Below are 22815 nucleotides of genomic sequence, written 5' to 3'. Positions count from 1 at the left end.
TGGACTTTAGCGGGATTCGTCTAAAAACTTCTATCTTTGCGGCTCAAATGTTCTTTACTTCATTTCTCCAACGGGAGAAGGTTCTGCATACGTGCAGATTAATAGGGAATCGTGTGCAAATCACGAACTGTCGCGCAACTGTAAGTAACGCCCAGGTTTCTACCCACGTTGTCCACTGGCTTTTTGCTGGGAAGGACGGTAGAAATGTTACAAGTCAGGAGACCTGCCTTTTCCACGCTGACCATGCTTTCGCGATCTGAAGCACCGTCAAGTTTGGCTTTGTACAACCGGTAACAGCCCATGCGGGAACCAGTTTCGTGCGTATTTCCCCAAGCCGTTTCCCCTTGTCGTTCTCTCCGATTCGTTCGCGTGGTGAAGTTCAGTGAAGAATTTACACTGATCGTTTAACCCAATTTACTCATGCGAACACAGGCTAACGGCTATCCGCGAACTGATAGCAAGTCCCCAAATGAACACCAAAAGCCCTTTATTACCAAGTTTTTAGCATTATTCTATTTTTTCTTTTTCCATACTTTTCTGCTCCAGGGGCAATCGGGACAGGGAGCGATTAAAGGCCGGATTTTAGCCGAAAACGACGAGGCCTTACCCGGTATCAGTATTCGACTGGAAGGCACAACGCTCGGCACAACCACCCGCAACAATGGCAGCTTTGAACTCAAAAATGTAGCCGCCGGAACCTACACGCTTTCCGTAAGTGGCGTAGGATATACCGCTCAAAAACAAAACATCACCGTCCGAACGAATGAAACAACACTACTGGATTATCAACTAAATAGCCAAACCAATGAACTGTCGGAAGTAACCATATCCTCCGAACGGCGACCCGCCTTCGCGACCATCAACAAAATCGCGGTTCCAATCCGGGATATGCCGTTGACAACCAGTTCGGTATCGGCCCGGACGATTGAACAGCGCGGCGTCGATGATTTGGGCGAGGCGATGAAAAACACCACGGGCGTCCGGGCGAACAATACCTACGGTGGTTTTCAGCATTTTACGGTACGGGGTTTTAATAATTTCGTGCTGCTGGTCGATGGCGTACGGGACGAACGACACAACATTTCTACCAGCGCCCCAAGCACCAACCTGGCGAACGTCGAGCGCATTGAAGTGCTGAAAGGTCCGGCCTCGGTGCTCTTTGGTCATTCGGCGCTGGGCGGCATCATCAATATTATTCGGAAACAGCCGACTGCCGAGTTTAAAGCAGACTTTTCGGCGGCCTACGGCAGCTTCAATACCCGTCGGATGCGGGCCGGTGCGGGCGGTGCCATTAACGACAAACTGCGTTATCGCCTGGATTTTGGCCTGTCGGATACGGAAGGGTATCGCCAGTTTGGGGTCAGTACCAACAACGCCTACCTCGCGCTGGAATATACGCCAACTGCTAAAGACTATTTTTTGCTGTCCATCGGCGCTAACAAAGACAAGTACGATACGGATTCAGGGATTCCGATGCTGCCCGGCAGTAAAATAATTCCCGGTCTGGACATCGATACGCGCTACAACGACCCCGCCGATTTTCTGAAAAACACGCGCTACGATTTTCAGCTCAAGTACGTTCGGCAACTAAGCGATAAGCTGCGTTTGTCGAACCAGTTGTCGTATTACGATGATAACATTGATTATTTCTCCACCGAATCGCTGACGCCCAACGCCACCCTGGATTCCATCAACCGTTCGTATCCTTTTTATTTCAATCACCTGACCAAACCCATTCAGAATCAGCTCGAACTGACGGCGGACTTCAATACAGGGCGGGTAGAGCAAAAAGTATTAGTGGGGTATTCGCTGAGTGTGCTGGACCGCCGAACTTACAACGGGGAGATTTTCGGCCCCGGCCAATTTGCTACGGTAGCGGTGAAAAATCCGATTCTGAATCAGGGCTACATTGATTACCGGGATGTCAATTACCGCGCTACGGAGGAAACCGCCCATGGAATTTACGTGCAGGACTGGCTGCGTTTTTCGGAGAAACTGAAGGCGCTGGTCGGACTGCGCTACGACATTTTCCGGGGGACGTACTACACCGATCTGGTCGATGCGGATCGGAATGTAACCCAGGAAGGGGCGAAGTCAACCATTGCGCGGTCGGCGCTGACCTATCGGCTGGGTCTGGTCTATCAGCCGACTCAGGCCTTGTCATTGTATGGTTCGTATTCTACTTATTTCAAACCGTCGCGCCGGATCGCCCCCAATGGCGAAACGTTTGACCCCGAAACCGGCTATCAGGCCGAAATCGGTAGCCGTCTGGAGCTTTCCAAGCGCTGGTCGGGCAATCTGTCGGTTTATTACATGCGGAAAGACAACCAGGTGGAAGCTTTGCCCGGCGGCGTTTTCAAGCGCATTGGCTCGGCAGAGTCGAAAGGATTCGAAGCCGAAATTCAGGGGAATCCACTGGTGGGTCTGGACGTAACGGCGGGGTACACCTTCACGAAAGCCAAATACCTGCCCCATGCCAACGGCGAGGTTAATGCCGCTGCGGGTAAAAAAGCCGTTTTCGCCCCGGAAAACCTGCTAAACATCTGGCTGAATTACGAACTGCAAACCACCGCCCTGAAAGGGCTAAGTCTGGGGGTTGGGGCTAACTACATGGACCAGACCTTTACCAATAGCGCCAATACGTATGCTTTACCAGCCTATACTGTGGTCGATGCAGCCCTCGGTTACCGCGTCGGTCGGGTTGGCGTTCGGCTGAACCTCAACAACGCCTTGAATGAGCGCTATTTTGCCAACGCCATTTTTGCCAACCAGTTTACACCGGGGCCAACGCGGAATTATCTGGTAACCATTCGCTATAGCCTGTAAGCCCAAAAATCGATGAAGCTTCTGGTTAAATGGACGTTACTGATCCACCGCTACTTAGGTTTTTTGCTTAGCCTGCTGTTTGTTATCTGGTTTTTGTCCGGCTTCGTGATGATGTACGTCGGCTTTCCGACCATGAAGCACCACCAGCGTCTGCAAAAACTGCCCGTTATCGACCTGAGCCAATGCCGCCTCAGTCCCCCGGAAGCCCTCCAAAAAGCGGGCATTGCCGATACGTTACGCACGTTCCGGCTCGGGATGCTGCTGAATCGGCCCGTATACCGGTTCATCACGTTAAAAAACGAGCATCGGGTGGTTTTCGCCGATAATGGGGAAGTCTACGCCGGGGCTGATACAGCGCAGGCCGCCCGGATCGCGACGGCTTTTGTCAAAGGCACAAGCCGCCCCCAGGCTGTGGAAACGCTGACCGAAATTGACCAGTGGATGGCCGCGCATCGGTCGCAGGGTTATTTGCCAAACGTGCATCGCCTGGAAATGGACGACAAGGCCGGTACGTACGTGTACGTATCGGTCGCGTCCGGCGAGGTGGTGCAGATGCTCGACGCCAGCCAGCGCTTCTGGGCGTGGCTAGGGCCCATTCCGCATTGGATTTACCCCACCGTGCTGATCCGCAACCGCCCCGTCTGGAACCAGGTGGTTGTCTGGAGTTCGGGGATTGGAACGCTCATGTGCGTGGCCGGAATCGTGATGGGGTTTGTCCGGTATAAACGTCGGCGAGCTGATTCCTGGGCCTTCAGTCCGTACAAGAAAAAGTGGTTTCGCTGGCATCATTACACGGGTTTTGTCTTTGGTATTTTCGTGTTTACCTGGGTCTTGAGCGGCTTATTTTCGATGAATCCGATTGATTTTGGGCCGTCCATCGACAAGCGGCTGGAAGAAATGCAGTACTGGTCGGGTGGCCCACTGAATCCGGCGCTGGTTAAACTTCGCCCCGAAAAAGCTGCCCAACTGCTTCAACCGGAACTGGCGGTCAAAGAGGTGCACCTTATCCAGTTATTCGGTAAGCCCTATTACTTGGCCTATCAGGACGACCACCATACCCGGCTGCTAGCGGCCGATCAGGAAGAAAGTAAGCCGCTTGAAGCGTTGTCACCGGATTTATTTATCGCGCCTATTCAGACGCTCAATCCAGGATATAAGATTATAGAATCTAATGTTTTGACGGATTATGATGATTACTATTATTCCAAAAAACGAGAGCGGCGCTTGCCCGTTCTGCGCATCAAACTTGACACGCCCGAAAAAACCTGGTACTACATCGACCTGAAAACCGGGCAAATCGTGCTGAAACACGAGCGGGGTAGTCGGCTGGAACGCTGGTTGTACCACGGTCTGCACAGCCTTGATTTCCGATTTCTGCTGTACAAGCGACCACTCTGGGATATCGTCGTCGGAACCCTGATGCTCGGCGGCACGTTGGTTAGCCTGACCGGGCTGGTCTTGACCTGGAAATGGCTCCGGCGCAAATTTCGACGGAAAAGCAAACCGAAGCGTTATAAGAGGCCTGTTCGTTTAGGAATTTAATCGACGTATTTTTGGATAAAAGCCCGGTAACCCAACACGCACGCCAAGGGCGCTAAAGCTCCAAAAACGATTTTTTGAACGGCCCGTGGAGGCTTCGCCAGCCTGAACACATCGGCAAAATAGGGCATCATCAGCGCTACCTGCAACAGACCCGGAATGCCGGAAGCGTTGGTTTTTCCGTCGTTGGCGAGTCCGGTCGTGATTTCGAGCAGGTATTCGGTGTTCATTGCCGGGACGGTTTTCCAGCGGACGATGGTTGGCTGAGCCGATTCATTCCACATGGCATGAACCACGTTTTTGCTGATGTGCAGCTGCCGACCCGGACGAAGGGTAAGCGTCTGGCGTTCACCCTGCAAACGGACGGTAAGCTCACCTTCCAGAACCTCAAAATACTCATCCTGATTAGGATGGTAATGCGGGGCCGGTTCCCTGGAATTTTTGTCGTAGGTCGAAACCATTTCCAGCAGTTGGCCTTTGGTGTCCGCCTTGGTTTGAACAAATCGGATTGTCTGCCCCGTAACGGAGTTGCGGATTTCTTTCCCTTGGTATGCCATCAGTATTTGTTGTTTTTGCGAAAGTAGGGTTTCATTTTTGCATAAAACCAGAGATTATTAGGGAACGGTTGACGAATCAAGGAGAGGTAAGTGATTGATTTTGAATGATTTTAAGTTAAGATTGCTAATTTGTCTTTTCACACAATGGATCAGGCACTTGGGCAAATTATTCGTTGCTTTTACGCTAAAATTGACTAGGCAATTGCCTATATAAATACACAATTTAACGATGGCTGATATCGCGCAATTCTTACTGGCAGCTCCGTCCAGCGGCTCGGGCAAAACCACCATGACGCTGGGCTTGCTTCGGACGCTGGCTAATCGCGGATTGCGGGTGCAGCCGTTCAAGTGTGGCCCGGATTACATCGATACCCTGCACCATACAAGGGCTGCCCAGCAACAAAGCATCAATCTGGACCTGTTCATGTCGTCAGAGCAGCACGTTCTGGATTTGTACGCCCGTTATGCCGGACAAGCCAATGTGGCTGTAACCGAAGGCGTGATGGGGCTTTTCGATGGGTCGGAAAAAATGCAGGGAAGCAGCGCCGCGCTGGCCGAGTTGCTGAATATTCCCGTCATTCTGGTCATCAACGCGAAGGCGATGGCGTATTCGGTGGCTCCGTTGCTGTACGGTTTTAAAAACTTCCGGCCCGGTGTGCGCGTGGTGGGGGCCATTTTCAATTTTGTCAATACGCCGTCGCATTACCGATTTTTGGAGGAGGCTTGTCAGGAGGTGGGCGTCGAAGCGTTGGGGTATCTGCCAGCCAATCCGGCTTTTGCCATACCGTCGCGTCATTTGGGGCTGCACATCTCGGCGGAAACGGATTACGAACGCATCATTCAAACCGTGGCCGACGAAATTCCGAAGACCATCAACTTGGATCGTCTGCTTGAACTGACGCAGGGAAGTTTGTCACCCAGCACAACATTACCCAAACAGTTTCAACCGAAGAACCGAATCCGGCTGGCGGTAGCGCGTGACGAAGCGTTTACGTTTATGTATGCGCAGAACATTGACCAGCTAAAAAGCTTTGGCGACGTATCGTTTTTCAGTCCGTTGCGGGATAAGACCCTTCCCGAAACCGACTTTTTGTATTTGCCGGGGGGCTATCCTGAGTTGTATGCCAAGACGTTGAGCCAGAATGAAACCATGCGCGAAAGCATCCGGGCGTATGCCCAAAATGGCGGGCTAACCTACGTCGAATGTGGCGGTTTAATGTATCTGGGACGTTTTTTGACCGATGCCGCCGGACAGTCTTTTCCGATGGTTGGGGCGCTGGACGTCGATACGACCATGCAAAACAGCAAACTGACGTTGGGCTATCGAATCCTTACCTGGGACAACCTTCGCCTGAAAGGGCACGAATTTCATTATTCGCGCTTGGACGAAGTGGTTCCGCAGTCGTCGGTGGCCGTGGCAACCAACGCGAAAGGCGTGGAAGTGCCGGTCAAACTCTATCGAAAGCACAATACGTTCGGTTCTTATACCCACTTATATTGGGGTGGTCAGCCGGAATTCATTGAACATTTGCTGCGTATTGGTAGGTTTTAGAAGCTATTTTTTAGCCTGCGCAGAATTAAAATAACGGCGTAATAGACAGTTGAATGTAGGGCGTTAAATCATGCGTATTTTATTTTTAGTTCAGAGCGAAGGCCGAGGCCATTTAACGCAGGCATTATCACTGGCGCAGATTATTCAGGAAGCTGGCCATGAGGTAATTGGCGCTTTTGTGGGTATCACGCCTGAACGCGCTGTTCCCACTTTTTTCAGGGATGCTTTTAACGCGCCTATCACGCCTGTTTTTAGTCCGGGGTTGTGCTATGATTCCAAGACGAATGCCTTAAATCCGCTGCGAACGGCGTTGCGGGCGGCGGGGAATTCCCGAGCCTTGTGGCGCAGTCTGCGGCAGGTGCGCAACGCCATTGACCGTCAACGCCCCGATGTGGTGGTTAACTTCTGCGAATTACTGGGTGGACTGACGTATGCGGTAATGCCACCCTCGGTTCCGCTGGTGAGTATCGCGCATCATTATCTGGCGTTTCATCCTAATTTTCAGCATCCAAAGGGGCAGTGGCTCTACCGGCAGGGTTTCAGGCTGGTTTCGCGCCTGACCTGTCTGGGTGCGCGGGAAATCCTGGCGCTTTCGTTCGATCGGCAGGACGATATACCCAGCGAGCGTTTGCGGGTTGTGCCGCCGCTGCTCCGGCAGGAAGTGACCCGCATGGAACCCATAGAGCCTAAACAGACCGACGATTTTCTATTGGCTTACCTGACACAACCCGGCCTGACCGTTGAGTTGGAAAAAGCGCATCGGCAGTACCCGGAATGGCGCATCGACACCTTCCACGCGGGGGCAACAGCGCCTGATCAGGTAGTTGATGAAACACTGACCTACCACGCCATCGATGGCCAGCGGTTTCTAGATTTCATGCGTCGTTGTCGAGCCGTGGTGACAACGGCGGGATTCGAAGCAGTTTGCGAAGCGGCTTACCTAGGAAAACCCGTCCTGATGATTCCCCAACCGAATCATTTTGAACAGGCATGCAATGCGTTGGATGGACAACGGGTTGGCGTTGGTCTGGCTGCTAAAGGGTTTGATCTGAAGCAGTTTATGGCCTATTTGCCTCAGCATGATCCGCAGGTCAGCGTGCGATTTCGGACCTGGCAACAGGAAGGAAAACGCCTGTTTCTGGAAGCGCTGACCCGGGCAGCGGCGGCAGGGAAGCGAGCCAAAACATAGCTCACGAACCAAAAATGATCCGTAAATTTGACTAGAATGCAAACTGTGCCTGATCCACAAAAAGCTTCTTGTCAATAGGTGTGATAAAAATTAAGGAGTTAAGAAACATTAAGTTAGGTTGTTTTAGGGGGTAAAACATTAGAGGTCAGTGTTAGATTCACTCTTTCAATCATTCACTCATTACTGAATGCCATGTCCGAAATAAAACGCCAGCGGGTAATGCGCCCCGACGGAAAAGCCATCAATCTTGTTCAGCGCCGGGGGCATCTGTCGTATTGCTACAATGCCTGTTGCTGCGGTCGCACCGACCGGGGTTTTGCCGCCGTTCCCGTTGATTTATACAAATCGGAGTGGTTACGCCGCAAAATTCGCAACGTCGTCCACATGACCAAAGGCGGCTGCCTTGGTCCCTGCACGCTGGCCAATGTCGTGACGCTGCTTTTTGATGGCAATTCGGTCTGGTTCCATTCGATTAACAGCGATTGGCAGGTCGTGGCCATTTTTGATTACATCGAAAGCATGATTGCCGCCGATGGTTTTCTAACGCCGCCCGCTGAATTGGCAGAAAACGTGTTTCAATTTTATACCTGGAAAGGCTCGGAAGTGGCCACGCGGATCGGCCAGACCGCCACGCCAACCGGTGGTATTGCATTCCTGACGCACGCCGATACGGATCTGTTAACACTCAGTCGAGTACTGCAAACTGTACCGGATGACTTTCCTAAAACGACGGGTATCAGTTTGTTAGCTGTTAAAAGTGAGGCACAAATGGCCCAACTGCTCGACCGGGAGATTGGAGCCGCACAAATTATTATTCTTCGCATCCACGGACGTCCCAGCAGTGTGCCGGGTTTCGGCGAACTGGTGCGTCGGGCCAAGCAGCAGAACCAGCACCTGATTGTCATCAGCGGCACGGGCGATCTGAATCCTGAGTTTGCGGCAGCCTCCACCGTTTCACCCGCGATTCTGCACGAAACGATGGCTTACGTCCAGGCGGGTGGGCACCTCAATCTAACGTCGCTGCTCTATTTTCTGTCGGATCATTTGCTGATGACGGGCTATGGCGCGGAGGCTCCCGTGACCCTGCCCGAACACGGCATCTACCACCCTGAATTACCTGAAAACGCAGAAATGGCCGATTGGCTGAAGCGCTATAATCCCGCGTGGCCAACCATCGGTATCACGTTTTACCGCTCGCACTGGAGCAGCGGCAACACGGCCTTTGTCGATGCGCTGGTTCGCACGCTGGAAGACCAGGAAGTGAATGCGTTGCCAGTATATACGTCCTCACTCAAGACCCTGGATGCCGACACGGGCGCACCCGCCGCCTTCCGCTATTTCAGGCAGGGCACGCGGATTGATGCTTTGATTAATACGGTATCATACGCCATGACGGACGTGAAAGCAAACGGCCCGGACAGCCAGTCGGCGAACGCCCTGCAACAACTGGATGTGCCGATTTTGCAGGCCATCACCAGCGGCATGGGGCGCGGGTCGTGGGAATCGTCCAGCCGGGGGTTAAATCCACTGGATATGGCCATGAACGTTGCCATTCCTGAATTTGACGGACGAATTATTACCGTACCAGTTTCTTTCAAAGAGAAAGATCGGGAGGCCAAAGGATATGTTCCGCTGGAAGACCGGGTTGAGCGCGTGGTCGGTCTGGCGATTCGGCTGGCCCGGCTGCGGCACCTGCCCAATGCACAGAAACGGATCGCTTTCATTTTCACCAACTCCAACACCAAAGCCTCGCAGGTGGGGAATGCCGTCGGCCTCGATGCTCCGGCTTCGCTGATGAACATGCTCTACGCCATGCAGGCCGAAGGCTACCAGATTGACCAACTGCCAGGCAGCGGAACCGAACTGATTCACGAACTAATTGACCGCTGCTCGTACGATCAAAACTATCTGACACCGGAGCAATTAGCAAACGCAGCCGGACGCGTTCCGGTGGAGCAGTACGCCCGTTGGTTCGCTGAATTGCCCGACGCGTTACAGAAAAAAATAACCAAACAGTGGGGGCCACCGCCCGGCGAAACCTACGTCCATAACGGTCATATAGCTTTGGCGGGCCTTGAATTGGGGAATGCGTTTGTGGCTTTGCAACCGCCCCGGGGCTACGGCATGGACCCCGACGCCATTTACCACCAGCCCGATCTACCACCAACGCACCATTATTACGCGCTTTACCGCTGGTTGCGAGACGCTTGGCAGGCCGATGCCATTGTACACGTGGGTAAGCACGGAACGCTGGAATGGTTGCCGGGGAAGGGTGTCGGCTTGTCGGAAAACTGCTTTCCAGATGCGTTTCTGGGCGATTTGCCCTTGTTTTATCCGTTTATTATCAACGATCCCGGCGAAGGATCACAGGCGAAACGGCGGGCGCATGCCGTGGTAATCGATCACCTGACGCCGCCCATGACCTCGGCGGACAGCTACGGCGAACTGGCGCAGTTAACCCAATTGGTAGACGAATATTATCAGGTCGAAACGCTCGATCCCGCCAAGCTGCCCTTGCTGCAACGGCAAATCTGGGAACTCATCAAGCAGACGAATCTGGATGCGGATTTATCGGCCATGCTCAGCCGCGACCACGGCGACCACAAACACGACTGGGACGACGAAATGACGCCCGAAGGCGTGCCGGTGAGCCTAACCGAAATGGACGGCAAAGACATCGCGCACCTGATCGAAGACATCGACGGCTATCTCTGCGAACTCGGCGCGGCGCAGATTCGCAACGGGTTGCACACGCTGGGCGAAATGCCGACGGGGGATGCGCTGGTCGATATGCTGCAATCCCTGACGCGCCTGTCCAACGTGTCGGCGCCGGGTTTGCCGGATGAACTGGCGCGTTTGTTTGAGTTTAACCTTCAGGAATTACACGCGCATAAAGGGCAAAAAATAACCGCCGTGCCCACTCATTTTGTCGAACTGGCAGGCCGACCGGTCGTCACGGCGGCGGATGTGCTGGAAGTCATCGACGAGTTGAGTAGTCACCTGTTGCGGCTCCTGCAACGCAACCGCTTCGACGGACAGGCTATTGATGCCGTATTGTATGAGACATTAGGGTTAAATCCCAAACAGCCACCGTTTGCGGGTATCCGGCAAACGCTCTTGTTCGTCTGCGAACAACTATTGCCTAATCTGGCCCGCACGGATGAAGAAATCTCGAATCTGCTGCATGGGTTATCGGGTGGGTATGTTCCAGCGGGACCCAGCGGCGCTCCGACACGCGGCATGGCGCATATTCTACCAACCGGACGCAATTTCTATGCCGTCGATCCGCGAGCTTTGCCTTCGCAGGCAGCCTGGGAGGTGGGGCAGCAGTTGGCCCGGGAAGTATTGGAACGTCACCGCAAAGAAACCGGACAGTACCCCGAAAGCATCGGCATCAGCATCTGGGGAACAAGCGCCATGCGGACCCACGGCGATGACGTCGCCGAAATTCTGGCCTTGCTGGGCGTGCGTCCGGTCTGGCAGGTAGAAAGTCGGCGGGTGGTGGATGTCGCCGTAATTCCGCTGGAAGAACTGGGGCGGCCCCGCATCGACGTAACAACCCGGATCAGTGGCTTTTTCCGCGATGCGTTCCCGCACCTAATCGAGCTGATGGACGAAGCCGTGCAGCGGGTTTTGGCACTGGATGAGCCAGTAGAACAGAACTTTGTGCGGAAACATTACCTCAACGATCTGGCCGAATTACAGGGGCAGGATATGCCTATTGAAGAGGCGGAGGAACGGGCCAGCTACCGGATTTTTGGGGCCGCTCCGGGCAGTTACGGAGCCGGTATTCTTCCACTAATCAACGAAAAAAACTGGCACGCCGATGCTGATTTTGCGCAGGCTTACGTCAATTGGGGCGGGTATGCCTATTCGAAAAGTGCGCAGGGCGTCGATGCTCGCCGGGAGTTTCAGCAGCGGCTGGCGGGTGTGCAGGTGGCGGTGCATAATCAGGACAACCGCGAACACGATATTTTCGATAGCGATGACTACCTGCAATTTCACGGCGGCATGATCGCCACCATCCGAAGCCTGACGGGGCAGCAACCGAAGCATTATTTTGGCGATTCGCAAAACCCGGCCCAGCCCGTGGTGCGCGATTTAAAGGAAGAAGCCTTGCGGGTATTTCGTTCGCGGGTGGTCAACCCAAAATGGCTCGAAAGCATCCAGCGACACGGCTACAAAGGTGGCCTGGAACTGACGGCCACGGTGGATTACCTGTTCGGCTACGACGCGACCGCCCAGGTCGTTGACGACTGGATGTACCAGAAAGTAAGCGAAACTTACGCCCTCGATCCGGCCATGCAGCAGTTTTTCGCCGAGAACAATCCCTGGGCGCTGAACGCCATTGCGGAGCGTTTACTGGAAGCAGCCCAGCGCGGCATGTGGGCAGAGCCGTTGGCGGAAACGCTGGAAAAGCTCCGGGCGGTTTACCTGCAAAGTGAAAGTATGCTGGAGGTCCGGAGCGAGTGAAAAGCAGCGCGGTCAGGCTAAGGACGGCCTTTTTATGAGGTTGTCCAGCGCCCAGCTATTGTGTTCCAAATGCTGGAATAGAAACATGAAAAACAGGCTGTAAATCATCTGAGAGGTAATCCAGTTCCATTCTTCGACCAGATTAGACCCGAAAAGTAGCGCCAGCAAAAGGAGCATACTCGCCATGATGCTGGCCCGCGTAAACAGGCCGAGAAACAGAAGAGCACCGAGTAGCAACTCAGCGGTAGGAACGAAATAACTGAAACCCCGAACCCACGGAGCGGGTAAGAAAGTTTTGCTGAATAAATCGACCATCCAGTCGCTAAAGCCCTGAAGTTTGGGAAGTCTGACGATACCGTGTCCGATGAAACAGATGGCTACGGTCAGGCGGGCAGTGATAAAAGCAAGTTGTTGATTGTTCATTTTTCTTGTTGTTTAATGGGACAAAATTAAGGTGAGTCAAAGCATTAAAATTGTAAATCGCGGGTAAATGGTTGTAAATTTGGCGTATGATTAAATGCATTCAGCACCGAGCCATCGAGGTTAGTAATTTTTCGGTAAGTAGCTGGTCGTTACCGGAGCATAGCCATAACCATTTCGAGCTGACCTTTATTCACAAAGGCAGCGGAATGCACCGCCTGAATGGAATCAATAGTCCGTATGGTGCGGGCAATCTTTTTTTGCTGGGTCCAACCGATTATCATTTTTTCGAGATCAGGGAAGAGACGGAGTTTACCGTTCTGAAGTTTATCAATGTTTACTTGAAAGGCGTAGCCAGCGTACAGGTCCAAACGGCCTGGAATCACTACATCGACTCGTTTTTATTGCAGGCGGTAACCAAAGACCATTCCATTACGGAGCCTTGCTTTAATAAAGAAACAATGGAGCAACTGATGCGCCTGATAAACCGGGCGTGGAGCGCTTCAAAAAGTGACAATGATGAGTTGATTTTCTTTCTGACGCATGCCGTGTTGTCGCTCATCAAAAAGCAGTTAATGGCTGATAATGCCGATCATTACCAGGAAAAAATAACGGCAATCGTGCATTATATCCACGCCAATATTTACAATCCGTCCAGCATTCAAATCGGCAATCTGGCCGAAAAATTCCACTTGTCGGCTACGTATCTGGGCGATTATTTTCGGGAAAAGATGGGCGTCTCCCTGCGGGATTATATTGCCCGTTATCGCCTTAGCCTGGTTGAAACCCGCCTGACTCACGGCGATTTTACCGTGAAAGAAATTGCTAGTGAACTAGGCTTCTCGGACCTGAGCCACCTGACGAATTTCTTCCAAAAACACAAAGGCATGTCGCCCAGCCTGTACCGAAAGCAAATAAAACTGGGGCAAAAGGACCGAAATACAAATACGCATTAAGTTGATGCGCATCCATCTTTATAGTATTAATTTATGAATTACCCCTTTTCCGCGCTTGTCGCGCAATCCAAACTCAAACAGGCGCTGCTGCTTTGTGCGGTCAATCCGGGCATTGGTGGCGTGCTGATTCGGGGCGAGAAAGGCACGGCGAAAAGTACGGCGGCGCGTGGTCTGGCCGACATCCTGCCGCTCATGCAGCGAGTGGCCGGATCGAGGTTCAATTGCGCACCTGACCAGCCGCTGGACATTTGCGAGGCCTGTCAGCAACCCGACTGGTCCGTGGAAGCGGTGGCGGCTCCGTTCGTAACCCTGCCGCTGGGCGCTACCGAAGACCGCGTACTAGGCAGCCTGGATCTGGAAGGCGTGTTGGTCGAGCGGAAGAAAAAACTGCAACCGGGTCTGCTGGCAACGGCGCACCGGGGCATTTTGTATATCGATGAAGTCAATTTGTTGCCGGATCATTTGGTGGACGTATTGCTGGACGTGGCCGCGATGGGCGTGAACACCGTGCAGCGCGAAGGCCTTTCGGTCAGCCATCCGGCCCGTTTTACGCTCATCGGGACCATGAACCCCGAGGAAGGAAATTTGCGCCCTCAATTTCTGGATCGTTTTGGCTTGATGGTCGACGTGGAGGCCCCACGCGATGTAACCGAACGGACGGAAGTGGTGCGGCGACGCATTGCGTTTGAAACTGATTCGGTAGCTTTTGCGGCAAAATGGGCGCAGGAACAGCAAACCTTGCAGCAGCAAATTCAGAACGCGCGGCAGTTATTGCCCTCGGTAAGCCTATCCGACGGCTTATTGACGCTGATTAGTCAGCTTTGTACGGAACTGAATGTCAGCAGCTTGCGGGCGGATATTGTCCTCTACAAAACAAGCCTGACGCTGGCCGCTTTGGCGGGCCGAACCACCGTAACGGGTGACGATGTGCGGCAGGCTGCCGAGCTGGTATTGGCGCATCGGCAGCGGAAAAAACCGTTTGAAGAAAGTCGTTTACCCGATAACAAGCTGGATGAGCTCATGAATCAGCCCCCGCCACCACCTCCGTCTCAGCGTCAGGAAGAAAGTGCGGAAGCCAATGAACCAGCGGAAAATTCCCCGGGTAACCAAGCCGAAAACGAATCGCCAGACTCGAAAGAAGAAGTTTTTGGCGTAATGCCCGTAACGGAAACGCCCACCATCACGGTGGATACAGACGCCGTTTCGCAACTCGCTCCGCTGGGACGGCGCAGCCAGACCCGGCAGGCGCAGCGGGGAACGGTCATTCGGACAGTGCCCGATGCCGCGCCGACCGACGTGGCCGTCTCGGCGACTATTCAACAATCCCTGTTTCGGGATGCCGATAACTGGCAGATTACGCGCGATGATTTTCACCAGAATATACGTAGCGGGAAAACCGGCAATCTGATTCTGTTTGTGGTCGATGCCTCGGGTTCGATGGCGGCCAGTCGTCGGATGGAGGCGGTCAAAGGAAGCGTGCTGAGCCTGCTGACGGATGCCTACCAGCGTCGGGATGCCGTTGGCGTGATTGCGTTTCGGGGTATCGAAGCGCAGGTGATTCTGGAACCTACCCAAAGCGTTGATCTGGCCGAGCAGGCCATGCGAAGCCTGCCCACGGGTGGTCGGACGCCGTTGCCTCATGCCTTGTGGCTGGCCGCGCAGGCGTTGCAGAAAAATAACCGGGCGGATGCGCGTCAGCCGCTGTTGGTGATTCTCAGCGATGGTAAGGCCAACGTACCGCTGCCAGGCGGTGGGGATGCCTGGCAGCAGACGGTCGAACTGGCGGCGCAGCTCCGAAAAAATGAAATCCCGGCTTTGGTGCTCGATACCGACACTGACTTTTTACGCCTGGGCCGTGCCGCTGAATTAGCTAAAGTGCTAGGCGCTGATTGCTTGTCGCTCGAAGAATTATCGGCGGAAAGCATCACCCGAACGGTATCGGGGCGGGTTCGGGCTTAAACGGGCCACTGGTTGAGCGTGTAGGCATCATTCCAGAAAAGCCACTCCAATCGGCTAGATGTCTGGAACGCTTCGGCCATTTTTTCGCGCTCTGCCGGACTCGCTTCACTGGCCAGTCGGTCGGTGAGGTCAAGCATCTGGGTGACTACTTCGTCAAAGGCTTCGCCTGCGTAGGTATCGATCCAGGCCTGATACGGATTCTGGCGGGCGGCGTGGGCGTAAATATGCTTCCCAACTTCGCGGTATATCCAGAAACAAGGCAAAACCGCCGCCGCCCCAACGGCCAGCGACTGAACCGAAGCCGTGGCCAGCAAAAACTGGGTATAGGCAAAACAGGCTGGTTTTTTCCGGGTATCCGGCTGAATTGCGTACAACGAAAAATACGTCTCGTGCAGCACCCGCTCCACGCGGATGGCGTTCTCAGCAAATTGCGTCAGCAAAAGAATATCGGCGGGCGTATCAGCTTTAACGGCCAGTTGCGCCAGTGCCCGGCTGAAATCAGTCAGGTAAAGCGCATCTTGCTGGATATAGTACTGAAAATGAGTCGCTGGCAGCGTTCCGGCACCGAGATCGCGCACAAAGCCGTGGGCTAGAATTGCTTCGTAAATAGGCTTAATTTGCTGCCAGAGTTGGTCGGTAAAGCGCATTACTAATACAGGTTAATTCCAGGAATTGTAAAAATGATGAACGGGTCCGTGGCCGTGCCCCAGCGTGTAATCGGCTCCTGCTTTCAGGGCAGCAGTCAGGTAAGTTTTGGCGGCATCGACGGCTGCTGGCATGGGTAGTCCTTTAGCCAGTCCGGCGGCGATGGCCGAGGATAAGGTGCAGCCCGTACCGTGGGAGTTGGGCGTTTCGACGCGTTGGGTTGGGTATAGGTATTGCTCCTCCGCCGAGATATACAGCAAATCGGTACTTTTTTCGTCGGCTAGATGACCTCCTTTTACTAAAACCGCTCCCGGAAACAGTTGAGACAAAGCTGCAGCCGCCTCTTCCATGTCGGCAAACGTCTGAATGGGTTGGTTCAGGAGCACGCTGGCTTCCGGAATGTTTGGCGTCAGGAGCGAGGCGAGGGGTAACAGTTCGGTCTTTAGCGCGTCGATGGCTTCGTCCTTCAACAGTTTGTCGCCGCTGGTGGCCACCATCACCGGATCAATAACCAGATTGGTAATTCCGAACTCCGTCACCATGTTGGCCACCACCGAAATGACATCAGGCGAGTGCAGCATTCCAATTTTGACCGCATCGGCCCCGATATCGCTTAACACCGCTTTCAACTGCTCGGCAATGAAGGCGGGCGGCACGGCGTGGATGGCGCTGACGCCCCGGGTGTTCTGCGCCGTCAACGCGGTCAGCACCGAAAGGCCGTAGCAACCCAACGCGGCAAACGTTTTCAGATCGGCCTGAATACCGGCCCCACCGCCGCTGTCGGAGCCGGCAATGGTGAGCACTTTGGTGTATGTTTTCATCGGGATTGTTCTAGTAAAGCAAACAGTTCGCGGGTGGCTTCGTAGGGGCAAGGCTGGCCGCAAATGGCCGACACCACGGCTACACCCGTGACGCCGGTTTGCATAACTTTTTGAATGTTAATGGGGTGGATGCCGCCAATGGCAAAAGTCGGAAAGCGGGTTAGCGCGCAAATTTCTCTTAGTCCTTCGATACCCAGCACACTGGAAGTATCCTGTTTAGTGCCGGTGGGAAAAATAGCCGCAACGCCTAAATAATCAACGTCTAAATCCTGGGCCGCCAGTAATTCAGTCCGGTTGTTAATGGACAGGCCAACGATCTTATTCGGCCCCAGCAGCGAGCGAACCAGATGGTAGGGCATGTCGTCCTGACCGACGTGAACGCCATCGGCATCAACGGCCAGGGCAATGTCCACGCGGTCGTTGATGATGAGTTTGGCGTCGTATTTCTGGGTAATGGCCTTCAACTGAAAACCCAGTTCCAGAAACGCTCGCGTCGAAAGGTTCTTTTCGCGGAGCTGCACCCAGCGAACCCCCGCCCGACAGGCTTCCTCGACCACGAACGGCAGCGTATGACCCGCCTGCTGGCTAATGACGCTGTCCGTTACCAGATAAATCGGACTCACAGAAAATGGAGTTTAAGGGATTCAGAAATATGCCGGAACGGAAGCTGATAAAGCACATCCAGAAAATGGAGTTGCAGGCTACCCGGACCCGACGACCGTTGCGCGGCCAGTTCGCCCGCGATGCCCATGACGGCCATGCCGTGAACCGCCGCCGCAAACGGGTCGCTGTTGACGGCCGAAAAAGCCGCAATGAGGGCAGTGGCGGTGCAGCCCATGCCAGTTACTTTTGTCAGCATCGGGTGGCCATTGTCGATAACGGCTACCTGCTCGCCCGAAACAATGTAGTCGCTGGCGCCGCTGACGACCACCACGCTCCCCGTTGCCTGACTGAGCTGGCGAGCACTGTCTAGCGCTGCCGACGAGCCGTGGGTACTGTCAACGCCCTTGGTTTGGGCGTTCAGGCCAGCCAGCGCCATGATTTCCGAGGCATTGCCCCGAATGATGGTTGGGGAGGCTAGTTCTAACAATTCACGACTGACTTGATTGCGGTAAGTGGTCGCGCCAACGCCAACAGGATCGAACACGATGGGTTTCCCCAGGGATTTAGCTTTCGGCATCGCCCGTTTCATGCCCGCAACAAAATTGGTATCGAGCGTGCCAATGTTAACTACCAGAGCGCTGGCAATGGTCACGAACTCTTCAACTTCTTCCGCCGAGTGTACCATTGCCGGGGACGCACCGAGTGCCAGCAAGGCGTTGGCCGTGTTATTCATGACCACGAAGTTGGTAATGCTTTGCACAAGAGGAGCCTGCGAACGGATTTGTTCGAGGTCATTCCATATGGTTTGATCGGATAAAGTCATAATGCTGTTTGACGGGTGAAAACAGCAACTTTAGAAGAGAAGGCCGCTTCTGAACGCGCAGGAGCCAGCTAACTTTTCCCTACGGCCGTACGAACGGCATCAGGTTTTGAGGGTATTATCTCAGTCAGACCAGCCATTGGACCGACACCCCTAAAGTTGTTCGCCAAAGGTAGGGTATTTTGGCAAACATTAAAGTTTTACCTTCGTGCTTTCTTAGTGAGAGATTAATCGAGGATTGATGCGTCTACCAAAACTTCGCCCCATTATGTTTGTCGGCACGGCTTCCGACGTTGGGAAAAGTGTGATTACCGCTGGATTTTGCCGGATTTTCAAGCAGGATGGCTACGAACCCGCGCCGTTCAAAGCGCAGAACATGTCGCTCAACAGCTTTGCCACGCCAGACGGTCTGGAGATTGGGCGGGCACAGGCGGTGCAGGCCGAAGCGGCGGGGATTCCCTGCCATACCGACATGAATCCCGTGCTGCTCAAACCCACCAACGATAAAAGTTCGCAGGTGATTCTGAACGGTAAACCGATTGGTAATCAGTCGGCCTACGATTATTTTATGGGCAATGACCGCAGCGAATTGTTTGCCGCCGTGAAGCAGGCTTTTGACCGGTTATCCAGTCGCTATTCGCCGGTGGTGATGGAAGGGGCGGGTAGTATTTCGGAACTAAACCTGAAACACCGGGACATTACTAACCTGCGCATGGCCCTCCACGCCGGGGCGGCAACCTACCTCATTGGCGACATCGACCGGGGCGGGATTTTCGGCAGCGTGTACGGAAGCATCGCTCTGCTGACACCGGAAGAACGGCAGTGCATCAAAGGTATTTTGGTCAATAAATTTCGGGGCGACAGTCGGCTTTTTGAGGACGGAAGGCGGATGCTGGAAGAACTGACGGGCGTTCCGGTGGTGGGCGTTCTACCTTATTTTCGGGATATTTTTATCGAAGAGGAAGACTCGGTTTCGCTGGAAAACAAGTACCGGTCGGCGGTGAGTGGCAAAGTCAACGTGGCGGTTATTTTGCTGAAGCGTCTGTCTAACTTCACGGATTTCGACCGGCTGGAAAAAGACCCGCGCGTCAATTTATATTACACGAATCAGCCCGACGAAATCGCCAAAGCCGATATTGTAATTTTGCCCGGTAGTAAGAACACAATCGACGATTTACTGACGATCAAAAACAACGGCGTGGCGCAGGCGATTTACACGGCTCATAAAAATGGAAAAACGGTAATTGGTATTTGCGGTGGTTACCAGATGCTGGGCGAAACGATTGAAGATCCCGACCACGTTGAAGGCAGCATTGAGGCGGTTCCGGGTTTGGGCTTACTGCCCGTGCGGACTATTTTGCAGCCTACCAAGACTACGCAGCAGCAGCAGTTTGCTTTTAGAAATAGTTCTGAAACCTGTTTGGGCTACGAAATTCACATGGGCCATACCACCGTCCGGGGCGAAGTGCAGCCACTTGCGTACTTGCCCGATGGCCGAACGGATGGCTATTTTCTGAGTTCGAAATGCTGGGGGACTTACCTGCATGGCATTCTGGACAACAACGCGGTGGTCGATGAGTTGCTGGCTGACTATACCAGTCAATTAAGTGACCAGACGTTTGATTTCCGGCAGTTTAAAGACCAGCAGTACGACCGGCTGGCTGAGGTCATTCGGGCGAATGTGGATATGGATCAGATTTACGCGAGCTTGCAACTTACTGACTAACAGGATGCTTCACGGACACGGAGACGATAGTTACCGTCATTCTTCAACCATAATCGCGGATTTCAGTACCAACGTCTGGTACGGCGGCGAACCCAAAGGGCTGAAAGAGCACCTGTTCAGCCAGTGGGCGACCATTAACCGGTACCCGGAAGTGGTAGCCGAAAGTCTGGTTCAAAAGGTGGCCAGTCACCACGGGATCAAGCCCGAACAGGTGCTGGTCAACAGCGGGACGACGGAAAGTATTTACCTGCTGGCTCAGGCGTTTGCCGGTCGAAAAACGACCATTGTTGTGCCCGCTTTTGCGGAATACGAAGACGCCTGCCGGATGCACAATCACGAGCTGACATTTATGCCCTGGAATGCGTTGGCGGACCTACCACCCCTGATAAGCGATCTGGTTTTTATCTGCAATCCCAACAATCCCACCGGCGCTACCTTCGCGCAACTGGCGGCTTGGATAAGTCAGAATCCCAAGACGCTTTTCGTGGTCGATGAGGCGTTTATTGACTTCACTGTTGGCCTGCCCACCATGATTGCGGAACTGTCCTGGTACGATAATCTGGTCGTAATGCATTCGATGACTAAAGCCTATGCCATACCGGGACTGCGTTTGGGCTACCTCGTCGGCACGCCCGAACTCATAGAGCGCCTGAAAGCCCTGAAACAACCCTGGACGGTAAACACGATGGCGCTGGAAGCAGGAAAGTTTATTTTTGACCAATACGATTCGATTCAGTTGCCAGTCAGGCAGTTGCTTGCCGACAAAGATGACTTTGTGGCCGATCTGCGGGAAAATAAGGCCTTTCGGGTGTACAACAGCGAGACTCATTTTTTTCTGGCCGAAACACGCACCGGCACTGCCGCCGCCCTGAAGCAATTTTTAATTAAACAGCATGGCCTGCTTATCCGGGATGCCAGCAACTTCCGGGGGCTGGGAAAAGGACATTTCCGCGTGGCTACGCTTGCCCCAGAGACGAACCAACGGTTAATCAATGCTTTAGCTGAATGGAAGAGTTAGCGCTGTTGGCCTTGCCTTTAGTGTTGGGATACATCCTTGACTTGCTGCTCGGTGACCCCGAAAATTGGCCGCACCCGATCCGGGTTTTTGGCAACGCCATTGCGCAGGGAACCCGTTTTTTGAATAAAGGAAACGGGCGCTTCTGGAAAGGATTGTGCCTGACAATTGGTCTTTGTGGTGCCGTATTTCTGTTTTTTACGGGTCTGGAAATGGCGTTGCGGCACATTCATCCGGGGCTACTCATTCCAATAAATACCATCTGGGTTTGGTACGGGTTAGCCAACAAAGGGCTGATCACGGAAGGAGAGCGGGTATTTGACGTTTTGGAAAAGGATGGACTCGAAGCCGGGCGGCGGCAGCTTTCTCGCATTGTCGGGCGCGATACGTCGCAGTTGAGTGCGCAGCAGATTCGGATTGCCGTACTGGAAACGATGTCCGAAAACCTGAGTGATGGCGTCATTGCCCCGCTTTTTTTCTGTGCGCTGGCGGGTGTTCCCGGCATGATGCTCTACAAAATGATCAATACGCTGGACTCGATGATTGGCTACCGGAACGAAAAATACGAACAGTTCGGTAAGTTTGCGGCTCGGCTGGACGATGTGGCTAACTTAATTCCCGCGCGGCTGACGGCCTTGCTGATGGTGCTGGTAACGGGTAGTGTGCGCGGTTTCCGATTTGTCTTTCGGTATGGAAATCAGCATAAAAGTCCCAATTCGGGTTACCCGGAAGCTGCCCTGGCTGGCATTCTGGATTGTCGGTTTGGTGGGCCAAACGTCTACCACGGCGTGCTGGTCGAGAAGCCATTTATTGGGGAGCGGGAGCGTATCATCGAACCACGGGAAATTGAGCGCGTGGCCGCCATCAACCACCGAAGCTGTTTGCTGATGGTCGTTGGAATCATCGTTATTTATGTTGGTTTATGGAATGGATAGATTTGTTATTTCCGGCGGACCGGGTTCGGGAAAAAGCACTTTGCTGGAAGCCCTGAAAAAGAGCGGTTTTGCTGGTTCGGAGGAAGTGTCGCGCCAGTTGATTCAGGAGCAGGTGGCCCTCGGAAGTGCCTGCGTTCCCTGGACCGATCTGGACTGTTTCGCCCGTCTGGCGCTGGATCGAATGATGGAAGCCTACGAGCAAGCAAAACAGGACGTTACGTTTTTCGACCGGGGCATTCCCGATATTATTGCTTATCTGCACGTTGGCGGGCGACCCGTTTCCGCACCGTATTGGCAGGCGTTGGAACAGTATCGGTATAGCTCCCCCGTTTTTATGGCCCCGCCCTGGGAAGCCATCTATGTGAACGACAGCGAGCGCTGGCAGACATTTGCCGAAGCGACTGCTTTGTATCAGGCGTTGACAGAATGTTACCAACAAGCCGGTTACAGCGTAGTTGAACTTCCCAAAGCGTCGATTACCAGTCGGGTTGAGTTTGTTCTGAGCACCCTAGAGCAGCACCGCTTTTTTAAAACAGACAATTCTTAGTAGTTTTGACGGCTGTAAAGGTAGCAGTCTGTACTTCTTTCGCAGATTGCTTGAAAAGGGAATGCCGGTGGAAGTCCGGAACAGTCTCCGCTGCTGTAACCCTACTGAACAAAATTACTGGCTTATGATACCACTGTTCCGTTAGAATGGGAAGGTCGCCAGTAACTGGGGAAGTCAGAAGACCTGCCTTTATACCATACTGACACAGCTTTCGGAAGAAAAGCTCGTAGAA

Annotated in this window: 17 protein-coding genes and 3 riboswitches; of the genes, 11 read left to right on the top strand and 6 right to left on the bottom strand. The window is 53.6% G+C overall.

Translation table 11 applies throughout. The annotated features are described in order from the left end of the window. The first annotated feature begins 61 nt into the window (after positions 1-61). Positions 62-245, top strand: a riboswitch (cobalamin riboswitch). A gap of 175 nt (positions 246-420) precedes the next feature. Beyond that, entirely contained in the window at positions 421-2826 is a 2406-nt protein-coding gene (locus L0Y31_RS00345; protein ID WP_234735075.1) for a TonB-dependent receptor, read from the top strand. A 12-nt stretch (positions 2827-2838) separates the two neighbouring features. Continuing rightward, positions 2839-4368: a PepSY domain-containing protein gene (locus L0Y31_RS00340; protein WP_234735074.1), complete on the top strand. Its 1530-nt coding sequence runs from the start codon at positions 2839-2841 to the stop codon at positions 4366-4368. Here the strand turns inward: L0Y31_RS00340 and L0Y31_RS00335 are convergent. Continuing rightward, positions 4365-4922 carry a cupin domain-containing protein gene (locus tag L0Y31_RS00335; protein WP_234735073.1) on the bottom strand — a complete coding sequence of 186 codons (558 nt, stop codon included), beginning with the start codon at positions 4920-4922 and terminating at the stop codon, positions 4365-4367. The genes L0Y31_RS00340 and L0Y31_RS00335 overlap by 4 nt on opposite strands. Before the next feature lie 229 nt (positions 4923-5151). Here L0Y31_RS00335 and L0Y31_RS00330 point away from each other — a divergent pair, with 229 nt between their 5' ends. From L0Y31_RS00330 to cobN, 3 genes are all read left to right on the top strand, one after another. Further along, complete coding sequence (locus L0Y31_RS00330; RefSeq protein WP_234735072.1) at positions 5152-6474, top strand: cobyrinate a,c-diamide synthase; 1323 nt, start codon at positions 5152-5154, stop codon at positions 6472-6474. 70 nt (positions 6475-6544) lie between these two features. After that, complete coding sequence (locus tag L0Y31_RS00325; protein ID WP_234735071.1) at positions 6545-7663, top strand: glycosyltransferase family protein; 1119 nt, start codon at positions 6545-6547, stop codon at positions 7661-7663. 192 nt (positions 7664-7855) lie between these two features. Beyond that, complete coding sequence (gene cobN, locus L0Y31_RS00320) at positions 7856-12136, top strand: cobaltochelatase subunit CobN (RefSeq protein ID WP_234735070.1); 4281 nt, start codon at positions 7856-7858, stop codon at positions 12134-12136. Between the two features lie 12 nt (positions 12137-12148). Here cobN and L0Y31_RS00315 read toward each other — a convergent pair whose 3' ends face one another. Continuing rightward, the gene (locus L0Y31_RS00315) at positions 12149-12559 is read right to left on the bottom strand and encodes a DoxX family membrane protein (protein ID WP_234735069.1); all 411 of its coding nucleotides are present in this window, start codon (positions 12557-12559) and stop codon (positions 12149-12151) included. 86 nt (positions 12560-12645) lie between these two features. On the opposite strand from L0Y31_RS00315, the gene L0Y31_RS00310 reads away from it, so the two are divergent. Both L0Y31_RS00310 and L0Y31_RS00305 read left to right on the top strand, forming a co-directional pair. Continuing rightward, positions 12646-13512 carry a helix-turn-helix domain-containing protein gene (locus tag L0Y31_RS00310; protein ID WP_234735068.1) on the top strand — a complete coding sequence of 289 codons (867 nt, stop codon included), beginning with the start codon at positions 12646-12648 and terminating at the stop codon, positions 13510-13512. 33 nt (positions 13513-13545) lie between these two features. Continuing rightward, the gene (locus L0Y31_RS00305) at positions 13546-15471 is read left to right on the top strand and encodes a putative cobaltochelatase (protein ID WP_234735067.1); all 1926 of its coding nucleotides are present in this window, start codon (positions 13546-13548) and stop codon (positions 15469-15471) included. On the opposite strand, the gene tenA is transcribed toward L0Y31_RS00305, so the two are convergent. Genes tenA through thiM form a run of 4 tightly spaced genes read right to left on the bottom strand, consistent with a single transcriptional unit; the run spans position 15468 to position 18363 of the window. Continuing rightward, a complete protein-coding gene (tenA, locus tag L0Y31_RS00300; RefSeq protein ID WP_234735066.1) occupies positions 15468-16118 on the bottom strand; it encodes a thiaminase II in 651 nt (216 codons plus the stop codon). The genes L0Y31_RS00305 and tenA overlap by 4 nt on opposite strands. Before the next feature lie 12 nt (positions 16119-16130). Further along, positions 16131-16937, bottom strand: coding sequence for a bifunctional hydroxymethylpyrimidine kinase/phosphomethylpyrimidine kinase (gene thiD / locus L0Y31_RS00295; protein ID WP_234735065.1), 807 nt, complete (start codon positions 16935-16937; stop codon positions 16131-16133). Further along, a complete protein-coding gene (gene thiE, locus L0Y31_RS00290; RefSeq protein WP_234735064.1) occupies positions 16934-17560 on the bottom strand; it encodes a thiamine phosphate synthase in 627 nt (208 codons plus the stop codon). Before thiE ends, thiD begins: the two co-directional genes overlap by 4 nt. Continuing rightward, a complete protein-coding gene (gene thiM / locus L0Y31_RS00285; protein WP_234735063.1) occupies positions 17557-18363 on the bottom strand; it encodes a hydroxyethylthiazole kinase in 807 nt (268 codons plus the stop codon). The genes thiE and thiM overlap by 4 nt, the downstream gene beginning before the upstream one ends. A gap of 59 nt (positions 18364-18422) precedes the next feature. Continuing rightward, a riboswitch (TPP riboswitch) is annotated at positions 18423-18525 on the bottom strand. A 76-nt stretch (positions 18526-18601) separates the two neighbouring features. Here thiM and L0Y31_RS00280 point away from each other — a divergent pair. Genes L0Y31_RS00280 through L0Y31_RS00265 form a run of 4 tightly spaced genes read left to right on the top strand, consistent with a single transcriptional unit; the run spans position 18602 to position 22583 of the window. Continuing rightward, the gene (locus L0Y31_RS00280) at positions 18602-20086 is read left to right on the top strand and encodes a cobyric acid synthase (protein WP_234735062.1); all 1485 of its coding nucleotides are present in this window, start codon (positions 18602-18604) and stop codon (positions 20084-20086) included. A gap of 4 nt (positions 20087-20090) precedes the next feature. After that, positions 20091-21104 carry a pyridoxal phosphate-dependent aminotransferase gene (locus tag L0Y31_RS00275; RefSeq protein WP_234735061.1) on the top strand — a complete coding sequence of 338 codons (1014 nt, stop codon included), beginning with the start codon at positions 20091-20093 and terminating at the stop codon, positions 21102-21104. Next, a complete protein-coding gene (cbiB, locus tag L0Y31_RS00270) occupies positions 21092-22036 on the top strand; it encodes an adenosylcobinamide-phosphate synthase CbiB (RefSeq protein WP_234735060.1) in 945 nt (314 codons plus the stop codon). Before L0Y31_RS00275 ends, cbiB begins: the two co-directional genes overlap by 13 nt. Further along, positions 22029-22583 (top strand): AAA family ATPase, encoded by a 555-nt coding sequence (locus L0Y31_RS00265; protein WP_234735059.1) that lies wholly within the window; start codon positions 22029-22031, stop codon positions 22581-22583. The genes cbiB and L0Y31_RS00265 overlap by 8 nt, the downstream gene beginning before the upstream one ends. 1 nt (position 22584) lies before the next feature. Continuing rightward, a riboswitch (cobalamin riboswitch) is annotated at positions 22585-22788 on the top strand. Positions 22789-22815 lie beyond the last annotated feature (27 nt).

The organism is Tellurirhabdus bombi, from assembly GCF_021484805.1.
GTDB lineage: Bacteria > Bacteroidota > Bacteroidia > Cytophagales > Spirosomataceae > Tellurirhabdus > Tellurirhabdus bombi.
The sequence above is the reverse complement of the archived record's forward strand: the minus strand, read 5'-3'. Positions and strand labels throughout refer to the sequence as shown.